Source organism: Blastococcus sp. SYSU DS0616, assembly GCF_054051015.1.
On record NZ_JBJHAJ010000001.1, the window covers coordinates 25,272 to 42,936 of the forward strand.

The 17,665-nt window shown below is 74.8% G+C and carries 23 protein-coding genes and 1 pseudogene; 13 read left to right on the top strand and 11 right to left on the bottom strand.

Translation table 11 applies throughout. The features are described 5' to 3' along the window. Positions 1-10: 10 nt before the first annotated feature. Genes ACI79K_RS00140 through ACI79K_RS00155 form a run of 4 tightly spaced genes read left to right on the top strand, consistent with a single transcriptional unit; the run spans position 11 to position 3,266 of the window. Positions 11-1,096 carry a prenyltransferase gene (locus ACI79K_RS00140; RefSeq protein WP_456598564.1) on the top strand — a complete coding sequence of 362 codons (1,086 nt, stop codon included), beginning with the start codon at positions 11-13 and terminating at the stop codon, positions 1,094-1,096. Next, a complete protein-coding gene (locus tag ACI79K_RS00145) occupies positions 1,093-1,968 on the top strand; it encodes a glycosyltransferase family 2 protein (RefSeq protein ID WP_456590985.1) in 876 nt (291 codons plus the stop codon). Before ACI79K_RS00140 ends, ACI79K_RS00145 begins: the two co-directional genes overlap by 4 nt. Further along, the gene (locus ACI79K_RS00150) at positions 1,965-2,912 is read left to right on the top strand and encodes a glycosyltransferase family 2 protein (protein ID WP_456598565.1); all 948 of its coding nucleotides are present in this window, start codon (positions 1,965-1,967) and stop codon (positions 2,910-2,912) included. The genes ACI79K_RS00145 and ACI79K_RS00150 overlap by 4 nt, the downstream gene beginning before the upstream one ends. 42 nt (positions 2,913-2,954) lie before the next feature. After that, positions 2,955-3,266, top strand: a complete 312-nt coding sequence (locus ACI79K_RS00155) for a hypothetical protein (protein WP_456590987.1) — start codon at positions 2,955-2,957, stop codon at positions 3,264-3,266. 16 nt (positions 3,267-3,282) lie between these two features. Here ACI79K_RS00155 and ACI79K_RS00160 read toward each other — a convergent pair whose 3' ends face one another. From ACI79K_RS00160 to ACI79K_RS00175, 4 genes are all read right to left on the bottom strand, one after another. Beyond that, positions 3,283-3,615: a TraR/DksA family transcriptional regulator gene (locus tag ACI79K_RS00160; RefSeq protein WP_456590988.1), complete on the bottom strand. Its 333-nt coding sequence runs from the start codon at positions 3,613-3,615 to the stop codon at positions 3,283-3,285. A 132-nt stretch (positions 3,616-3,747) separates the two neighbouring features. Then, on the bottom strand, positions 3,748-4,365 hold the full coding sequence (locus ACI79K_RS00165; RefSeq protein WP_456598566.1) for a class I SAM-dependent methyltransferase: 618 nt from the start codon (positions 4,363-4,365) through the stop codon (positions 3,748-3,750). Positions 4,366-4,379: 14 nt separating this feature from the next. Further along, positions 4,380-5,654: a YibE/F family protein gene (locus ACI79K_RS00170; protein ID WP_456590990.1), complete on the bottom strand. Its 1,275-nt coding sequence runs from the start codon at positions 5,652-5,654 to the stop codon at positions 4,380-4,382. Positions 5,655-5,702: 48 nt separating this feature from the next. Continuing rightward, positions 5,703-6,167 carry an STAS domain-containing protein gene (locus ACI79K_RS00175; RefSeq protein ID WP_456590991.1) on the bottom strand — a complete coding sequence of 155 codons (465 nt, stop codon included), beginning with the start codon at positions 6,165-6,167 and terminating at the stop codon, positions 5,703-5,705. Positions 6,168-6,323: 156 nt separating this feature from the next. Here ACI79K_RS00175 and ACI79K_RS00180 point away from each other — a divergent pair, with 156 nt between their 5' ends. From ACI79K_RS00180 to ACI79K_RS00210, 7 genes are all read left to right on the top strand, one after another. Further along, positions 6,324-6,821: an Hsp20/alpha crystallin family protein gene (locus ACI79K_RS00180; RefSeq protein WP_456590992.1), complete on the top strand. Its 498-nt coding sequence runs from the start codon at positions 6,324-6,326 to the stop codon at positions 6,819-6,821. Positions 6,822-6,924: 103 nt separating this feature from the next. Continuing rightward, positions 6,925-7,272 (top strand): helix-turn-helix domain-containing protein, encoded by a 348-nt coding sequence (locus ACI79K_RS00185; RefSeq protein ID WP_456590993.1) that lies wholly within the window; start codon positions 6,925-6,927, stop codon positions 7,270-7,272. A 60-nt stretch (positions 7,273-7,332) separates the two neighbouring features. After that, positions 7,333-7,653: a metal-sensitive transcriptional regulator gene (locus tag ACI79K_RS00190; protein WP_456590994.1), complete on the top strand. Its 321-nt coding sequence runs from the start codon at positions 7,333-7,335 to the stop codon at positions 7,651-7,653. 25 nt (positions 7,654-7,678) lie between these two features. Further along, a complete protein-coding gene (locus ACI79K_RS00195) occupies positions 7,679-7,891 on the top strand; it encodes a heavy-metal-associated domain-containing protein (protein WP_456598567.1) in 213 nt (70 codons plus the stop codon). Between the two features lie 13 nt (positions 7,892-7,904). After that, positions 7,905-8,813 (top strand): hypothetical protein, encoded by a 909-nt coding sequence (locus tag ACI79K_RS00200; protein WP_456598568.1) that lies wholly within the window; start codon positions 7,905-7,907, stop codon positions 8,811-8,813. After that, positions 8,810-11,131, top strand: a complete 2,322-nt coding sequence (locus tag ACI79K_RS00205) for a heavy metal translocating P-type ATPase (RefSeq protein WP_456598569.1) — start codon at positions 8,810-8,812, stop codon at positions 11,129-11,131. Before ACI79K_RS00200 ends, ACI79K_RS00205 begins: the two co-directional genes overlap by 4 nt. A 76-nt stretch (positions 11,132-11,207) precedes the next feature. Beyond that, the gene (locus ACI79K_RS00210; protein WP_456598570.1) at positions 11,208-11,636 is read left to right on the top strand and encodes a hypothetical protein; all 429 of its coding nucleotides are present in this window, start codon (positions 11,208-11,210) and stop codon (positions 11,634-11,636) included. Here the strand turns inward: ACI79K_RS00210 and ACI79K_RS00215 are convergent. The 5 genes from ACI79K_RS00215 to ACI79K_RS00235 form a co-directional block, all read right to left on the bottom strand. Further along, positions 11,622-11,912 carry a zinc-binding dehydrogenase gene (locus ACI79K_RS00215; RefSeq protein ID WP_456598571.1) on the bottom strand — a complete coding sequence of 97 codons (291 nt, stop codon included), beginning with the start codon at positions 11,910-11,912 and terminating at the stop codon, positions 11,622-11,624. The two genes, ACI79K_RS00210 and ACI79K_RS00215, sit on opposite strands and share 15 nt — an antisense overlap. Beyond that, the gene (locus ACI79K_RS00220; protein ID WP_456598572.1) at positions 11,909-12,229 is read right to left on the bottom strand and encodes a zinc-binding dehydrogenase; all 321 of its coding nucleotides are present in this window, start codon (positions 12,227-12,229) and stop codon (positions 11,909-11,911) included. The genes ACI79K_RS00215 and ACI79K_RS00220 overlap by 4 nt, the downstream gene beginning before the upstream one ends. Positions 12,230-12,294: 65 nt before the next feature. Further along, entirely contained in the window at positions 12,295-13,857 is a 1,563-nt protein-coding gene (locus tag ACI79K_RS00225; RefSeq protein WP_456598573.1) for an acyl--CoA ligase family protein, read from the bottom strand. Between the two features lie 53 nt (positions 13,858-13,910). After that, positions 13,911-14,114, bottom strand: a complete 204-nt coding sequence (locus ACI79K_RS00230; protein WP_456598772.1) for an amidohydrolase family protein — start codon at positions 14,112-14,114, stop codon at positions 13,911-13,913. 64 nt (positions 14,115-14,178) lie between these two features. Next, positions 14,179-14,373, bottom strand: coding sequence for a hypothetical protein (locus tag ACI79K_RS00235; protein WP_456598775.1), 195 nt, complete (start codon positions 14,371-14,373; stop codon positions 14,179-14,181). Here ACI79K_RS00235 and ACI79K_RS00240 point away from each other — a divergent pair. Next, positions 14,308-14,614: pseudogene (locus ACI79K_RS00240) on the top strand (FadR/GntR family transcriptional regulator). The gene ACI79K_RS00235 and the pseudogene ACI79K_RS00240 sit on opposite strands and share 66 nt — an antisense overlap. Positions 14,615-14,627: 13 nt before the next feature. Here the strand turns inward: ACI79K_RS00240 and ACI79K_RS00245 are convergent. After that, positions 14,628-15,554, bottom strand: coding sequence for a M56 family metallopeptidase (locus ACI79K_RS00245; protein WP_456591001.1), 927 nt, complete (start codon positions 15,552-15,554; stop codon positions 14,628-14,630). Positions 15,555-15,572: 18 nt separating this feature from the next. Beyond that, the gene (locus ACI79K_RS00250; protein ID WP_456591002.1) at positions 15,573-15,935 is read right to left on the bottom strand and encodes a BlaI/MecI/CopY family transcriptional regulator; all 363 of its coding nucleotides are present in this window, start codon (positions 15,933-15,935) and stop codon (positions 15,573-15,575) included. Between the two features lie 121 nt (positions 15,936-16,056). Between ACI79K_RS00250 and ACI79K_RS00255 the strand changes: the two genes are divergently transcribed. Then, a complete protein-coding gene (locus tag ACI79K_RS00255; RefSeq protein ID WP_456598574.1) occupies positions 16,057-17,646 on the top strand; it encodes a cytochrome ubiquinol oxidase subunit I in 1,590 nt (529 codons plus the stop codon). The last annotated feature ends 19 nt before the right edge of the window (positions 17,647-17,665 follow it).

Genomic DNA, 17,665 nt, shown 5'->3' on the forward strand with positions numbered 1-17,665 from the left:
GGGCGGCCCGGTGCTGCCCGAGCTGCCCGGGGTGCTCGGCGCCGACCAGGTGCGGCAGACGGTCGCCTGGATCGCCGGCGAGCAGCATCGCGACGGCGCGCTCCCCTGGTTCGCCACCGGGCAGCTGGACCCCTGGGACTCCGTCGAGGCGGCGATGGCGCTGGACCTGGGTGGCGAGCACGCCCGGGCGGCGGCCGCCTACCGGTGGCTGGCCGGCCGGCAGCGGGCGGACGGCAGCTGGGCGGCCGAGTACCGCGGCGGCGAGGAGTCCGCACCCGCCGCGGAGAGCAACCACGCCGGCTACCTCGCCGTCGGGCTCTGGCACTCCTGGCTGGTCTCCGGGGACGAGCAGCTGGTCACCGAGCTGTGGCCGGCGGTGCGGGCCGGCCTGGACCTGGTGACCCGGATGCAGCTGCCCGGCGGAGCGGTCTCGTGGGCGCTGCGGCCCGACGGCACCCCCGACGACCTCGCGCTGCTCACCGGGAACGCCAGCCTGTTCCAGGCGCTGCGCTGCGGCCTGGCGCTGGCCGAGCTGGCCGGCGAGGCCCAGCCGGACTGGGAGCTGGCCGTCGCCGACCTCGGCACGGCCCTCCGCCGGCGACCGGAGGCGTTCGCCGACCGGTCCCGCTACTCCATGGACTGGTACTACCCGGTGCTCGGCGGCGCCGTCACCGGTGCCGCGGCCCGCGACCGGCTGGCCGGCGACTGGCACCGGTTCGTCGTCCCGGGTCTCGGCATCCGCTGCGTCGCGGACCGGCCGTGGGTGACCGGGGCCGAGACCTGCGAGCTCGCGCTGGCCCTGGTCGTCGCCGGGCAGCGCGACGCCGCCCTCGAGCAGGTGGCCGCGATGCAGCACCTGCGGGACGACGACGGCTCCTACTGGACCGGGTTCGTCTACCCGGACGACGCGCGGTGGCCGGTCGAGCGCACCACGTGGACCGCCGCGGCCGTGCTGCTGGCGGCCGACGCCCTCTGCGGCGCCTCCCCCGCCAGCGGGCTGTTCGGCGACCCCTGGGCGCTGCCGGCAGCGGGCATGGCGGACGCCACTCCGACCGCTGATTGGCTGGCCGGAGGCGCGGGCACGGTGACCCCGTGACCGCGCCCTCCCCGACCGACCGGGCTCCCTCCCCCGACGTGACCGTCGTCGTCGCGAGCCGCAACCGCCGCGAGGACCTGCTGGCGACGCTGCCGCGTCACGAGGCCCCGGTGGTGCTCGTCGACAACGCCTCCACCGACGGCACCGTGGACGCGGTGCGCCAGGCGCACCCCGAGGTGACGCTGCTGCCGCTGGACCGCAACGAGGGCGCCCACGGCCGGACGCTGGGTGCCGCGCGCGCCCGCACCCCGTTCATCGCCTTCGCCGACGACGACTCGTGGTGGGCACCGGGCGACCTCGCCCGCGCGGTGGCGATCATGCGGGCCCACCCCCGGCTGGCCCTCCTCAACGCCCGCATCCTGGTCGGGCCCGAGGAGCGGCTCGACCCGGTCTGCGCGGAGATGGCCGCGAGCCCCCTCGGCACCGCGCGGGACCTGCCCGGCCCCTCGCTGCTGGGCTTCGTCGCCTGCGCCGCGCTGGTGCGCACCGAGGCGTTCGAGGCCGTCGGCGGGTTCGACCCGGTGGTCCGGTTCCCCGGCGAGGAGGAGCGGCTGGCCCTCGACCTGGCCGCCGCCGGGTGGGGGCTGGCCTACGTCGACGAGGTGACCGTGCACCACCACCCGTCCCCCCGGCGCGAGGCCCCCGGACGCCGGCAGACCGGGATCTGGCGCAGCCGGCTGCTCACCGCGGCGATGCGGCTCCCCATGCGGGACGTCGTCCGGACGGCCGGGCGGGCCGTGCGCGCCGGTCGCCCCGGCGTCGAGGGCCTGCTGCGGGCGCTGCCCGACGCCCCGGCCGCCCTCCGCCGGCGGGCACCGGTCCCCCCGGCGGTGCGGGCGGACCTGCGGGTGCTGGCCGGTGAGCGCGCGTGAGCACGACCGGCACGATCCCCGCGGCGGCCACCGGTGACCGCCCCGCCGGGCCCGACCCGCGCGTGGCCGTCGTCGTCATCACCCACCAGCGGCGGGACGAACTGCTGCTGGCCCTCGAACGCCTGGTGGCCCTGCCCGAGCAGCCGCACGTCGTCGTCGTGGACAACGGCTCGACCGACGGCACCGCCGATGCCGTGCGCGAGCAGTTCCCGCAGGTCGAGCTGATCGCCAGCGCGGAGAACCTGGGCGCGGTCGGCCGCAACCTGGGTGTCGCCCGGCTCGACACGCCCTACGTCGCCTTCTGCGACGACGACACCTGGTGGGAGCCGGGGGCGCTGCGCACCGCGGCGGACACGCTGGACGCCCACCCGCGGCTCGCCGTCGTCACCGCCCGGATCCTGGTCGAGCCGGGCGGTGTCGAGGACCCGATCGTCGCCGAGCTGCGCGACTCCCCCGTCCGCGGCGCCGACTGGCTGCCCGGCCCGGCGCTCGGCTCGTTCCTGGCCGGCGCCTCCGTGCTGCGCCGGGAGGCGTTCGAGGAGGTCGGCGGGTTCAGCGACCGGCTCTGGCTCGGGGGCGAGGAGGAGCTGATGGCCGGCGACCTCGCCGCCCGCGGCTGGGAGCTGTGCTACCTGGAGCAGCTCACCCTCCACCACCAGGCGAGCACCGCCCGGGACCCGCACAAGCGGCGGGCCGACGGCATCCGGAACACGCTGTGGACCACGTGGCTGCGGCGTCCGTTCCGCCCGGCGCTGCGGCGCACCGTGCACCTGCTGCGCACCGTGCCCCGCGACCGGATCACCGCGCGCGGCCTCGCTCAGGCCGTCCGCGGGTTGCCGTGGGTGCTGCGCGAGCGGCGGGTGCTGCCGCCGCACGCCGAGGCCCGGTTCGCCGCGCTCGAGGAGGCGCAGCGGAACTCGAAGGCCCGGCGGTACGTCAGCTGAGACCTCGTGCGGCCGGGGTGCCGCCGGCCTACCGTGCGAGCCGTGGAGAACGGGCAGGGGCGGCGCCACGTCCGGCTGATGACGGACTACGGGGCCGAGTGGCCGTTGTGGACCGTCGGCCTCACCGACCCCGGCCGGCTCGGGCTCTCCGAGGAGCTCACGGCCCGCCTGGCCGCCTGGAACGAGCTCTTCCAGGAGCATTTCCACTGGGACGGCGGCTGGCGCGATCCGGATGCCCGCGCCCGCTTCGCCGCGGAGGGCCCGCGCCTGCTGCGGGATCTGCGACGCGAGCTGCCCGACGACGAGGTCGAGCTCGACGACTGGACGCAGTCGGGGGTGTTCGGCCCCGGGTGACCACGCGGCCGGCGCCTCAGCGGGCGCAGTCGATGCAGGTGCGGGCGGTGGGGCGGGCGGCGAGCCGCTCCGGCGCGATCGGCCGGCCGCAGGTCTCGCAGCGGCCGTAGGTGCCGTTCTCCACGGCGACGACCGCGGCATCGACGTCGGCCAGCCGGCGCCGCGCCTGTTCCAGCAGCGCGACCACCTGCTGGCGCTCGAACGCGATGGTGGCGCCCTCCGGATCGTGCTCGTCGTCGGCGTTGGAGGCCTGCGAGGCCGCGACGATCGCGTCGAACTCGCGGGTCAGCGCCTCGATCTGCGCGAGCGCCTCGGTCCGCGCGCGGGAGAGGTCGTCGGGTGGGAGCACCGGGCCATCCTCCACCCCGGTGCCGACAGGACGACGCCTCCGCAGTGGGCGCCGACCTCACCCACGGGTCGCCGTCCGCGCGCTGCAGCACGCGGACGGCGGCCGTGCGGTGCGGTCTGCGGCGTGGGCGCCTCAGGCGGTGCGGCGCAGCAGCCGCAGCGACCCGCTGCCCGGCAGCTCGTCGAACTCCCCGCTGTCGAGCACCCGGCGGTAGACGCCGTAGGGCGCCTGACCGCCGTCGGCCGGGTCGGGGAAGACGTCGTGGATGGCGAGCGTGCCGCCGACGGCGAGCTTGGCCACCCACGCGTCCTGGTCGCGGCGCGCGGACTCCTCGGTGTGGCTGCCGTCGAGGAACAGCAGCGCGAGCGGCGTGCTCCACAGCGGGGCGAGCGTCTCCGACCGGGTGACGACGGCGATCACGACGTCCTCGGCGCCGGCCTCGGCGATGGTCCGGCGGAAACGCGGCAGGGTGTCGATCCGCCCGACGGCGGGATCCACCAGCGACGGGTCGTGGTACTCCCAGCCGGGCTGGTGCTCCTCGGAGCCCCGGTGGTGGTCGACGGTGACCACCTGGCGACCGGTCTCCCGCGCGGCCGCGGCCAGGTAGAGGGCCGACTTGCCCATCCAGCTGCCCACCTCCAGCAGCGGCCCGGGGACGGGGATGGCGCGGGCGGCCTCGTACAGGGCGCGGCCCTCGTCGTCGGGCATGAAGCCGGAGGCCGCCCGGGCGGCGGCGAGCAGGTCGGTCACGCGCACAGCCTGGCTCATCGGGCGAACCGGGTGCGCAGGGCGGTCAGCCCTCGCTCCGTGGCGGTGCCGGCCTGGGTGTCCGCCGCCTTGGCGAAGAAGGCACCGGCCGCCGTCGTCACCGGGACGGCGAGCACCAGCGCGATCGCCCCGACCAGCGTGCGGATGACCTCCTCGGCCAGGGCTGCGCTGGTGATGAGCGTCCAGACGGGCGTGGCGTAGATCTCGAACAGCAGGAGGAGGGGCAGCGCCGCCCCGGCGTAGGCGAAGACGATGGTGTAGACCGTCGAGGCGATGTGGTCCCGGCCGACCGCCATGCCGCGGGCGTAGAGCTCCCGCCAGGTCATCTCCGGGGAGACCTCGTGCAGCTGCCAGATCGCCGACGCCTGGGTGATGGTCACGTCGTTGAGCACGCCCAGGCCCGCGACCACGATGCCGGCCAGCACCAGGCCGGAGAAGCTCAGCGTCGGGTCGTAGCGCTGGAGCGTGAAGGTCTCGTCGTTGGTGAGCCCGGTGAGCCGGGCGGCCGAGACCGCGAGCGACCCCATGACCGCGACCAGGGTGAGCCCGAAGAGGGTCCCCACCAGCGCGGTGGTCGTCCGGGCCGAGAACCCGTGCGCCAGGTAGAGGACGACGAACATGATCGCCGCGGAGCCGACCAGGCTGACCAGCGTCGGAGAGTCCTCGCTCAGCAACCCGGGCAGCACGAACTGCAGCAGCACGAAGAACGCGAACGCCAACCCCACCAGGGACGCCAGCCCCCGGAGCCGCGCCACCAGCCCGACGACGAGGGCGAAGGCGACGGCCAGGACGATGATCGGCGTGCTCCGCTCGTAGTCCCAGAAGGCGTACGTCGGGCCACCCTCGGCGCCCGCGTCGCGGGTGAGCACCAGCGTCTCCCCCTCCGAGACGCCGGCGGCGACCACCTCCGGCGGCATGTCCACCCGCTCGAAGTTCCCGGCACCCTCGCCCTCGAGGACCTCCACCACGGCGGTGGCGCACGTCTGCGGCGGGCCGGCGGGGTCGAGGCCGCAGTCGAACGTCTCGATCGAGACGATCCGCCCGTCGGGGTAGGTGGTCCCCGGCGGCAGCGCCTGCTCGGCCGCCTGTTCCGCCCGGGTCGGCTCCCCGCTGGGCCAGAGCGCGATCAGCCCGATGACCGTGGCCAGGCCGACGGGCACGAGCAGCAGGAGCATCAACCAGACGGCGCGCCGCCGCCGGCCGAGCGCCTCCTCGGTGGGCGGGGGCGCGTCCGGATCGGGACCGTGGCTGTGGGCATGCGTGGACGACACCCGGCCAGGCTAGGAGCCCCGTGGCCGCGGAGCCGCCCCGGCGCCGGGTCAGGTGTGTCGCGGGTCCGGCGGCGCGGGGCTCCCGCCGGTCGACGCCTCGGTGACCACCCGGCCGTCGTCCGTCACGACGGTGAAGCGGTGCCAGAGGCCGGTGAGCTGCAGGGGGCGCGACACCGAAGACGGCGGCTGCACCAGGACCGTGGGGATCCCGCGGGGCACCCCGAGCTTCTGCAGCTGCACCAGCACCGCGAGCCCCGCCGAGTTCATGAAGCCGACCTCACGCAGGTCCAGCTCCACCCGCTGCAGCGAGTGCTCGGCGAGCAGCAGGTCGGTGAGGGTGCGCACGAGTGGCCGGCGCGCGGCCTCGGTCAGCTCGCCGCCGACGACCAGCCTCGCGGTGTCCCCCTCGACCGTGTGCGACACGGAGGGCTCGGCGGACGGCGCGTCGGCGTGCGGTGAGTCGTTGGTCGTCTCCTCCACGGTCCGGTCCTGCCCCGCCGGGCCGCGGTTCACGCACCCGACGGTCGGCCCACCGGCAGCCGACGCGGGGAACATTTTTCCGCGAGGAACGTTTACCAGGGTGCGCGACCGAGGTAATCTGTAGCCGCCACTAGAGGTTCAGACCTCGGGCAGCGAACACGAGTACCACCGTCACAGGAGGTTCCAGCCATGATGCTGACCGCTTACGACCCGTTCGCCGCCACGTCCGCCGCCTTCCGCGCGTTGGATCAGCTCACCGGCCGTGGCGGGAATGCGACCGCCCGCCCGCTCTCGGGCATGCCGATGGACGCCTACCGGGTCGGCGACAACTTCGTCGCCCACTTCGACCTGCCCGGCGTGGACCCCGGCTCGATCGACCTCTCGGTGGAGGGCAACACCCTCACCGTGAGCGCCGAGCGCTCGGTCCCCCAGCTGGAGAACGCGGAGTGGACGGTCGCCGAGCGCCCGTTCGGCAGCTACACCCGTCAGCTGGTGCTCGGCCGCAGCCTCGACACCGACCGGCTCGAGGCCAGCTACCACGACGGCGTGCTGACCATCAGCATCCCGGTGGCCGAGCAGGCGAAGGCGCGCAAGATCACCGTGACCCGTGCCGACACGCCCGCGGCCGTCGAGGGCCGCACCATCGAGGGCGAGGCGCAGCGCGAGGCCAAGGCGGTCGAGAGCTGATCGCGGCCGAACCGGTCAGCACCACAGGGGCCGGGCCCGTCCAGGGCCCGGCCCCTGTTCCGTTCGACGCCCGACGCGGCGTCCCGACACCCGGAGGCGGGCGATGGACCCCGACCGCACTGATCCGCTGCGCCGACTGGACGATCCGGACTACCCGGCCCTGACCATGAGCCAGGCGGCCGAGCTGCTCGGCGTGCAGGCCGCCTTCCTGCGCAGCCTGGACAACTCGGGCGTGCTCTCCCCGCACCGCTCCCCCGGTGGTCATCGCCGCTACTCCCGCCAGCAGCTGGCCCTGGCCGCGCGCATGCGGGGCCTGCTCGACGACGGCCACCCCGTCGCCTCGGCCGAGATGATCGTCGGCCTGCAGGACGAGCTCGCCGCGGCCCGGGCCGACCTGGCCAGGCTCCGGGCGGAGGAGGAAGAGGAGGGCGCGACCGGACTTGACGCATAACCCTAGGGGGGTATGGTGTTCCTCGGCGTCGCGGGGCGCGGCGCCGGCAGGAGGGACGACGTGGACACGACCGACGGTGCCTGCAACGACCACGAGCACGCGCACGGCTACATCCACCGCAAGGACGACTACCTCAAGCGCCTGCGGCGGATCGAGGGGCAGGCCCGCGGCCTGCAGCGCATGGTGGAGGACGAGAAGTACTGCATCGACATCCTCACCCAGGTCTCGGCCATGACGAAGGCGCTGCAGGCGGTCTCACTGGGGCTGCTCGAGGAGCACCTGAGCCACTGCGTCGTCGACGCGGCACGAGCCGGTGGCCGGGAGGCCGAGGAGAAGGTCCGCGAGGCCACCGACGCGATCGCCCGCCTCGTCCGCTCCTGACCCGTACACCCGAGAGGACCCCCCCATGACCACCACCGCCAGCTACACCGTCACCGGCATGACCTGCGGCCACTGCGTCAGCTCGGTCACCGAGGAGGTCTCGCAGGTACCCGGCGTGACCGGCGTCGAGGTCGACCTCGCCACCGGCGGCCTGACCGTCACCAGCGAGCAGCCGGTCGACGACGCCGCCGTCCACGCCGCCGTCGAGGAAGCCGGATACGAGGTGAGCGGCCGCTGACGCGGCCGGTGCCATGAACACTCCCGCGAGGATCGCCGCGTTCGCCGTCGGCCTGGTCGCCGTCTTCGGCGCGGCGGTCGGCGTGGGCGCGGCGGTCGGCCCCGTGGGGCCGGCCGCGGACACCGCCGGTGCCGGGCACGCCGAGCCCGGCACCGGCCACGGCGACCACGACGCCGCCCCTGCACCGGCGGACGGACCGGGCGGGCTCCAGGTGACCCAGGACGGCTTCACCCTCGCCCTGGCCGACGGCACCGCTCCGGCCGGCCCGGCGACCCCGGTCGCCTTCACCGTCCGGGGTCCCGACGGCTCCCCGGTGATCGACTACGAGACCGACCACGACGTCGACCTGCACCTCGTCGCGGTGCGCCGCGACCTGACCGGCTACCAGCACGTGCACCCCGACCTCGGGGACGACGGCGTCTGGCGGGCACCCCTGGCCCTGGAACCGGGCAGCTGGCGGCTGTTCGCCGACTTCACCGCCGCCGCCGACGGCGAGAACCGCGTCCTGGGCGCGGACCTCGCCGTGCCCGGCACCTACGAGCCCACTCCCCTGCCCGCACCGTCGGCGGTCGCGGAGGTCGACGGCTACACCGTCGTCCTGACCGGCGACCTCGTTCCCGGGGAGGAGACGGAGCTGACCCTGAGCGTCAGCCGGGACGGCGTGCCGGTCACCGACCTCCAGCCCTACCTCGGCGCCTACGGGCACCTGGTCGCCCTGCGGGACGGCGACCTCGCCTACCTGCACGTGCACCCCGCCGAGCCCGCCGGTGGCAGCCGGCCCGCGCCCGGACCGCACGTCTCGTTCGTCACCACCGCCCCGTCGGCGGGTACCTACCGGCTGTTCCTGGACTTCCGGCACGGCGACGCCGTGCACACGGCCGCGTTCACGGTGCCCGCGCAGGAGCACGAGGAGCACCCATGACCGCCGCCCCCGGCAGCACCACCGACGTCGAACTGCTCATCGGCGGGATGACCTGCGCCTCGTGTGCGGCACGCGTCGAGAAGAAGCTGAACAAGCTGGACGGCGTCACCGCCACGGTCAACTACGCCACCGAGAAGGCGAAGGTCAGCTACGCCGGCGGCGTCAGCACCGACGACCTCATCGCCACGGTGGAGAAGACCGGCTACACCGCGCGGCTCCCGGAGCCCCCGCGACCGGAGGCGCCCGCCGAGGACGACCAGGCCGACGGGCCGGCGCGCGCGCTCGGCACCCGGCTCGCCGTGTCGGCGCTGCTCAGCGTGCCGGTGGTCCTGCTCGCGATGGTGCCGGCGCTGCAGTTCGAGTACTGGCAGTGGCTGTCGCTGACCCTGGCCGCGCCGGTCGTCGTCTGGGGCGGCCTGCCGTTCCACCGCGCGGCCTGGACCAACCTGCGCCACGGCGCGGCGACCATGGACACGCTGGTCTCCCTGGGCACCCTGGCGGCCTTCGGCTGGTCGCTGTACGCGCTCTTCTGGGGCACTGCCGGCGTGCCGGGGATGACGCACCCGTTCGAGCTGACCATCGCCCGCACCGACGGCGGCGCCAACATCTACCTCGAGGCCGCGGCCGGGGTGACGACGTTCATCCTCGCCGGGCGCTGGTTCGAGGCGCGGTCGAAGCGCCGAGCCGGGGCGGCCCTGCGGGCGCTCCTCGAACTCGGCGCCAAGGAGGTCTCGGTGCTGCGCGGCGGCACCGAGCGGCGCATCCCCGTCGCCGAGCTCGGCCGCGATGACCTGTTCGTCGTCCGCCCCGGCGAGAAGATCGCCGCCGACGGCGAGGTCACCGAGGGGTCCTCCGCTGTCGACGCCTCGATGCTGACCGGCGAGTCGGTGCCCGTGGAGGTGCGCCCGGGCGACACCGTCACCGGCGGCACCGTCAACGCCGGGGGCCGGCTCGTCGTGCGGGCCACCCGCGTGGGGAGCGAGACGCAGCTGGCCCAGATGGCCCGGCTGGTGGAGGAGGCGCAGAACGGCAAGGCGGAGGTGCAGCGCCTGGCCGACCGCATCTCGGGCGTCTTCGTCCCGGTCGTGCTGGTGATCACCGCCGGGACGCTCGGCTTCTGGATCGGCACCGGCGCGGGGCTGCCCGCCGCCTTCACCGCCGCGGTCGCCGTGCTGATCATCGCCTGCCCCTGCGCGCTCGGCCTGGCCACCCCCACCGCCCTCATGGTGGGCACCGGCCGCGGCGCGCAGCTGGGCATCCTGATCAAGGGGCCCGAGGTGCTGGAGTCCACCCGCCGGGTCGACACCGTGGTCCTGGACAAGACCGGCACCGTCACCACCGGCCGCATGACCCTGCTCGACGTCGTCCCGGCCGCCGGCGAGGACGCCGACCGCGTGCTGCGGCTGGCCGGCGCCCTGGAGGCGGCGTCGGAGCACCCCATCGCACAGGCCGTCGCCCGGGGCGCGACCGAGCGCACCGGCTCCCTCCCGTCGGTGGCCGAGTTCGCCAACGTCGAGGGGCTGGGCGTCCAGGGGGTGGTCGAGGGTTCCGCGGTGGTCGTCGGCCGCCGGCGCCTGCTGGCCGACTGGGCCATGCCGCTGCCCGCCGACCTCGAGCGGGCCGTCACCGAGGCGGAGGGCGCCGGCCGCACCGCGATCGCGGTCGGCTGGGACGGCGCGGCGCGCGGCGTGCTCGTGGTCGCCGACGCGGTCAAGGACACCTCCCCCGCCGCGATCGCGCAGCTGCGCGCGCTGGGGCTGACGCCGATCCTGCTCACCGGTGACAACGAGCAGGCCGCGCGGGCCGTCGCCGCCCAGGTGGGCATCGACGAGGTCGTCGCCGAGGTGCTCCCGCAGGACAAGGTCGACGTGGTCCGGCGGCTGCAGGACGAGGGCCGGACGGTCGCGATGGTCGGGGACGGCGTGAACGACGCCCCCGCCCTGGCGCAGGCCGACCTCGGCCTGGCGATGGGGACCGGCACCGACGTGGCGATCCAGGCGAGCGACCTGACCCTGGTGCGAGGTGACCTGCGGGTCGCGGCGGACGCCATCCGGCTGGCCCGGCGGACGCTGGCCACCATCAAGGGCAACCTGTTCTGGGCGTTCGCCTACAACGTCGCCGCCCTGCCGCTGGCCGCCGCCGGGCTGCTCAACCCGATGATCGCCGGCGCCGCCATGGCGTTCAGCTCGGTCTTCGTCGTCTCCAACAGCCTGCGGCTGCGCTCGTTCGCGCCGCTGCCGGAGAACCGGGACGCGACCCTCGCGGTGCCCTCCGGCCGCCCGGCGGCCGCTCCGGCCGAGCCGGCGGACCGCAGCTGACCGACGGGAGCGGCCGACTCCGGGGCGTGCACCGGACCGGCCGGGGTACCCCTGCGCGCAGTCGGACTCTGCCCAGTTGGACTGGGCAGAGCCGGACGTGCCCGGATACCTGTTCCCCCTCGGAGGCGTTCCGCTGAGTACCACCCTCGACCACGGCCGGCGATCGGCCGCCCGCGTCCTGTCCGGCGTCGGCCTGGCCGCCGGGCTGACCCTGGTCACGCGCCCGGCCACGCTCACCGGTCGGCTGGCGCCGCGCTACCCGCGCCGCCGGCTGTGGGTGGCCCGGGTGCTCGGCGCGCGGCTGGTCGCCCAGCACCTCGCGGTGCTCGTCTCACCGGAACCCGCCGCGTTGCGCCTGTCCGCCGCGGTGGACGGGCTGCACGCGGCGAGCATGCTGCCGGTGCTGGCGCTCCCCCGCTACCGCCGGGCCGCGCTGGTCAGCGGCGGGTTCGCGGCGGGCTCGGCGCTGGCCGACCGCTTGCTCGCCGGGTCAGGACCCCGCTAGCAGCAGCACCTTGCCCACGTGGCTGCTGGCCTCCAGGAGCACGTGCGCGTCCGCCGCCTGGCTCATCGGCAGGCGACGGTCCACCACCGGCCGGATGACCCCTGCCTCGACGTCGGGCCACACCTCGGCGAGCACGGCGGCCACCACCTCGGCCTTGCTGCCCGGCCCGGTGGCCGGCCGGCCGCGCAACGTGGTGGTGCGCACCTTCCCCCGCTTCCGCATCAGGACGCCGAAGTCCAGCCCGCCCCGGGTCCCGCCCTGCATCCCGATGGTCACCAGCTGCCCGCCGGGAGCCAGGACGTCGACGTTGCGCCGAGGTAGGCCGCACCCATGTTGTCCAGCACGACGTCGGCACCGTGCCCGTCCGTGGCCTCCCGGACCTCGGCGACGAAGTCCTGCTCGCGGTAGTTCACCAGGATGTCGGCGCCCAGCTCCCGGCACACCTGGAGCTTGGCCGCACTCCCGGCCGTGGTGGCCGCCCGCGCCCGGCCCGGGCGGCCAGCTGGATCGCCATCGTCCCGATCCCGCTGGAGCCGCCGTGCACGAGGAACGCCCGTCTCCCCGGGGGCCGGGTTGATCGTGGCGATCGCCATGGTCGCTCCCGTACGTGCGTCGTGGATGGGCGTCCGTGCTGCGGAGGGGGCTGCAGGCGGGGGGGTCAGCTGCGCTGCTCGCGCAGCAGGTTCTTCTGCACCTTGCCGGTGGAGGTCTTGGGGAGCTCTCCGCGGACGAACCGCTTCGGCGTCTTGAACGCGGCCAGCCGGGACCGGACGAAGTCGGCCAGCTCCTGGTCGGTGACCTCGGCGCCGGCCCGCAGCGTCACGTACGCGACCGGCACCTCGCCCCACTTCTCGTGCGGTTCGGCGACCACGGCCGACTCGACGACGGCCGGGTGCGCGTCGAGCGCCCGCTCGATCTCCACCGAGGAGATGTTCTCGCCCCCGGAGATGATGATGTCCTTGCTGCGGTCCCGGATCTCCACGTAGCCGTCCGGGTGGACGACCGCGAGGTCACCGGTGCGGAACCAGCCCCGCTGACCATCCGCGTCGGCGAGGGTGACCGCCGCGGTCGCCTCGTCGTCGCGGTAGTAGCCGAGCATCACGTCGTTGCCACGGGCGACGATCTCCCCGACCGTCGTCGCGTCGCGCGGCACGTCGGCACCGCTGTCGTCCACGACGCGCAGCGGATCGGCGACCACGTTCCCCACGCCCTGCCGCGCCTTGAGCTCGGCCTGCTGGTCGGTGCCCAGCTCGTCCCACTCCGGGTGCCACTGGTTGAGCGCCAGCGGGCCGTAGGTCTCGGTGAGCCCGTAGAGGTGGGTGACCTCCATGTTGAGCGCCGACATGCGCGCCAGCAGGGTCGGCGTCGGGGGTGCCCCGCCGGTCTGCACCTCCACCCGGGGGTCCACCGGCCCCTCGGCCGCCTCGTCGGCGTTGAGGATCATCGTCAGCACGGTGGGCGCCGCGCTGAAGTGCGTGATGCCCTCGGTGCGCAGCAGCTGCCAGATGCGGGTGGGCTCGACCTTGGGCAGGCAGACGTGCGTGGCGCCGGCGGCCGAGACGGCCCACGGGAAGCACCACCCGTTGCAGTGGAACATCGGCAGCGTCCACAGGTACTGGCTGGAGGAGCCGAGCCCGGTGTGCATCGCCATCGCCAGCGCCTGGAGGTAGGCCCCGCGGTGGGCGTACATCACGCCCTTCGGCCGTCCCGTGGTGCCGGAGGTGTAGTTCAGGGCGAGCAGCCCGGTCTCGTCCGAGCACGGCATCGCCAGGGGCTCGCCGCCGGCCAGCAGCTGCTCGTACTCGCTGTCGCGGTCCCCGGCCAGGACCAGGGGGATGCCGGCGTTCGCCGCCACCTCGGTCGCGGTCGCGGCGAACTGCGGATCGGCGACCAGCAGGGACGCCCCGGAGTGCTCCAGGACGTACCCGAGCTCGGCCGGGGAGAGCCGGCTGTTCAGCGGCACGATCACCGCGCCCGCCCACGGGATCCCGTTGTGCAGCTCGAGCATCGTGGCGCTGTTGGCGCACAGCGCCGCGACGCGGTCGCCCGGCGCGATGCTGCGCGCGGCCAACCCACCGGCCAGCCGGCGGGAGCGGTCGGCGAACTCCCGGTAGGTGAACCGGCGGTCCCCGTCGATGATCGCGGTGCGCTCGGGGAACACCCGCGCCGACCGCTCGAGGTACGCCGTCGGGCTGAGCTGGCTGAACGTGAACGAGGCCATCCGGGTCTCCTGACAGGTCAGTCGGTGGGGAGCGGGCCGTGCTGAGCCCTGGGTCACACCCTGCCCGGTCCTGAGCCGACCGGCTCGCGGGACGGCGCGCCGACGGGGCCTAACCCGTACCGGCGGGCGGGGCTGTCCACCAGGACGGCGTGCCGGACGGCGGGGTCGGGCACCCAGCGGTCCAGTCGCTCGCGCAACCCCGCGGCGTCGGGGCGGGGCAGCTGCAGGTTCACGTGCGGCCAGTCGGTGCCCCACAGAGGTTCTGCGGCCGCACCTCGACGAGGGCGCGGACCGGGCGGCGATCGCCTCGTCGTGCCGTTTTCACGCCTCGGCGAACGCGGCGCCGCCGGCCTCGGCCTCCACGCCGGCCGGCAGCAGCCGCTCCAGCCCGGAGAGCGTCACCCAGACCTGGTCCTCGGCGAGGAGGACCTGCAGGAGCTCCGGGACATCGTGGCCCTGCAGAAGTCCATCTCCGTCGAGGAGCCGCGGGTCCCCGCACTGGACGAGCAGTTCCACGGGGCCATCGCCCGCGCCTCCGGCAACCGCGTCCTGGCCTCCTTCGTCAGCGCACTGCACTTCGAGACCGAGCCGGTGCACTACCTCGACCTCTCCCCCCGAGGTGGGCCGGACGACGGTGCGCCAGCACCAGCGGATCGTGCGCGCGCTCGCCGAGCAGGATCCCGCGGCCGCAGAGGAAGCGGTGATCGAGCACCTCACCTATCTGCACGAGCACCTGCTGGCCTACCAGCAGCGCTGAGGCCCGGCCCCGCTCAGCCCACCGCGGGCACCAGCAGCAGCGCCGTCGGCAGGAGCAGCAGCAGGACGGCGGCGGCGAGGGCCGTCACGCGGGCCGCGGGCGGGAGCGGGTCGGCCGGCTCGAGCAGCCGCACCACCCGGGCCCGCACCCCCGCCCCGGCCACCGCGAGGGCTCCGCTCGGCACCCCGCCGGAGCCACCCGCGGCCGCGACGATCGCCTCGGCGAGCGTGCGCCGGGGAGCGGCACCGCGCAGCGACCTCAGCGCCACGTCGTCGGCCCGCATCTCCACCAGCTCCCGGACCGCGCCGTAGGCACGCTCGGCCGCCGGCAGCACCGGCAGCGCCGCCTTCCACGCCACGAACGGCAGCAGCAGCAGGTGGTGGTGCTCACCCAGGTGCGCCCGCTCGTGCGCCACGACGGCGGCGAGCTGCTCGTCGTCCAGCTCGGCGACCATGCCGGAGGAGAGCACCAGCAGCGGCCGGGCCCCGGGGATGCAGAACGCCACGGGGGCCGGGTGCTCCAGCAGCCGGGCATCGGGCTGCGGCGCCGGCTGCACCACCAGCTCCAGCAGCGCGCGGTGCCGGCGCCGGGTGCGGGCGATCCGCACCCAGGAGAGCACCAGCACCCCGACCAGCTCGAAGGCCAGCACGCCGGCGAGGGTCAGCGTCACCCAGTGGTCGCCCCGGACCGGGTCGACGGCGGAGTGCCCGGTCAGCACCGCCCACCCCGCCTCGGGCAGCGAGTGCCCCCACGGCGCGAGCCCGTGCACCAGCAGCGCGCCGATGATCGACAGGCCGCCGGCCAGCCCGATCGCCTGCCAGCACAGCAGCGCGACGAGCGGGTCGCGCGAGGGCCAGCGGGACCGGGCCAGCAGCGCCGGCACCGGCCAGGCCAGGAGGGCGGCGAGCGCCGCGAGGGCGGCCGCGGTGGCGGGGAGCACGACGAGGGACGCGAACGGTCAGGCGGTGTCGCGGGAGGGCGGCCCCGCCAGCAGCTCGCGCAGCAGGCGCGCCTCCTCCTCGTCCACGCCGCCCACGAACCGGGCGAGCACGGCCTGCCGGTCGGCGGCCTGCCCCAGCACCTCGCGCATCACCTGGGCCGCGTGGTCCTCCCGGCTGGCCCGGGCGGAGAACCGGCGGGGCCGGGCGGCGTCGTGGACGACGAACCCCTTCTGCTCCAGCCGGGTCAGCACGGTGTGCACCGTGGTCAGCGCGACACCGCGATCGGCCAGCTCGTCCCGCAAGCGGGTCGCGGCCACCGGGCCGTCGGCGGCCCACAGCCGCTCCATGACGGCGCGCTCGAGCTCTCCCAGTGAAGCCATCGGTCCTCCTGTCCGGCGGATCACACCGCACTCTTCTACGTGTCGTAGAAAATCTCTTCTACGAAGCGTAGAAAGAACGTGTCGATAGTACGTCGGCCTCGACGACGAGGGGACAGGTGCCGTGGACGTCCTGGACGTGGCGCGCTGGCAGTTCGGGATCACGACCGTCTACCACTTCCTGATGGTCCCGCTGACCATCGGGCTGGGGCTCGCGGTCGCCGTCATGCACACCATGTGGGTGCGCACCGACAAGCCCGAGTGGCTCCGGATGACCCGGTTCTGGGGCAAGATCTTCCTGATCAACTTCGTGCTCGGGGTCGCGACCGGGCTCGTGCAGGAGTTCCAGTTCGGGTTGGCGTGGAGCGAGTACTCCCGCTTCGTCGGCGACGTGTTCGGCTCGCTGCTGGCGCTGGAGGCCCTGCTGGCCTTCTTCCTCGAGTCGACCTTCCTGGGGCTGTGGATCTTCGGCTGGGGCCGGATCCCGAAGAAGGTGCACCTGGCCGCCCTGTGGGCGGCGGTCATCGGCTCGACCGTCAGCGCCTACTTCATCATCGCCGCCAACTCCTGGATGCAGCACCCGGTCGGGGTGGTCGCCGACGACGCCACCGGCCGCCCGGTGCAGGTCGACTTCCTCGCCGTGCTGACCAACAACACCGCGCTCGCCGCTTTCACGCACACCATCGTGGCCGCCCTCATGGTCGCCGGCGCGCTGCTGGTCGGCGTCGGGTTGTGGCACCTGCGCCGGCGGAAGCTGGCCGGGCGCCCGGCCGACGAGATCGACCACGCGGTGTGGCGGCGGTCGGTCCGGATCGGCGGCTGGGTGTCGCTGGTGGCCTTCGTCCTGGTCGCCCTCACCGGTGACTGGCAGGCCAAGCTGATGTACCAGCAGCAGCCGCTGAAGATGAGCTCGGCGGAGGCGCTGTGCGAGACCGAGGCGCCTGCCTCCTTCTCGGTCTTCGCCTGGAGCAAGCTCGGCTCCAACGAGTGCGACGACGTCCACTCGATCACCGTCCCGGGCCTGCTGTCCTTCCTCGCGCACAACGACTTCACCAGCGAGGTCCCCGGCGTCAACGACCTCCAGGAGCGGTACGCCGAGGTCTACGGCGCCACCTACCCCGACGACCCGTCGCGCTTCGGCTCGCTGGCCGGGGAGCCGGTGGACTACCAGCCGCTGCTCGCGGTCACCTACTGGAGCTTCCGGCTGATGATCGGCATGGGTGCCGTCTCGGCGGGGGTCGCGGCCTACGCCCTCTGGGCGACCCGGCGCGGCCGGGTGCCCACCTCCCGGATCGGCGTGTACGGCGCGCTGGCCGCGGTGGGGGCTCCGTTCGCGGCCAACGCCGCGGGCTGGGTGTTCACCGAGATGGGCCGTCAGCCGTTCGTCGTCGTCCCCAACCCGGACGTGCCGGTCGACGAGCAGATCTGGTTCTTCACCGCCCAGGCGGTCTCACCCGGCGTCACCGCGGGCGAGGTCTGGACGTCGCTGACCGCGCTGACCCTCGTCTACGGGGTGCTGGCCGTCATCGAGGTCGGCCTGCTGACCCGCTTCATCCGGGCCGGCGTCACCGCGGGCGACACCAGCGCCACGCCCCCCATCGGCACCGGGAAGGACGACGACCGCCGCGAGGGACCGGACGGCGACGCCGGCGGCGTCGGGGGCGACGGCCGCGACCGCCGCCCCGACGACGACGTCCTCCAGTTCGCCTACTGACGCCCCGCACCCGCTCGTA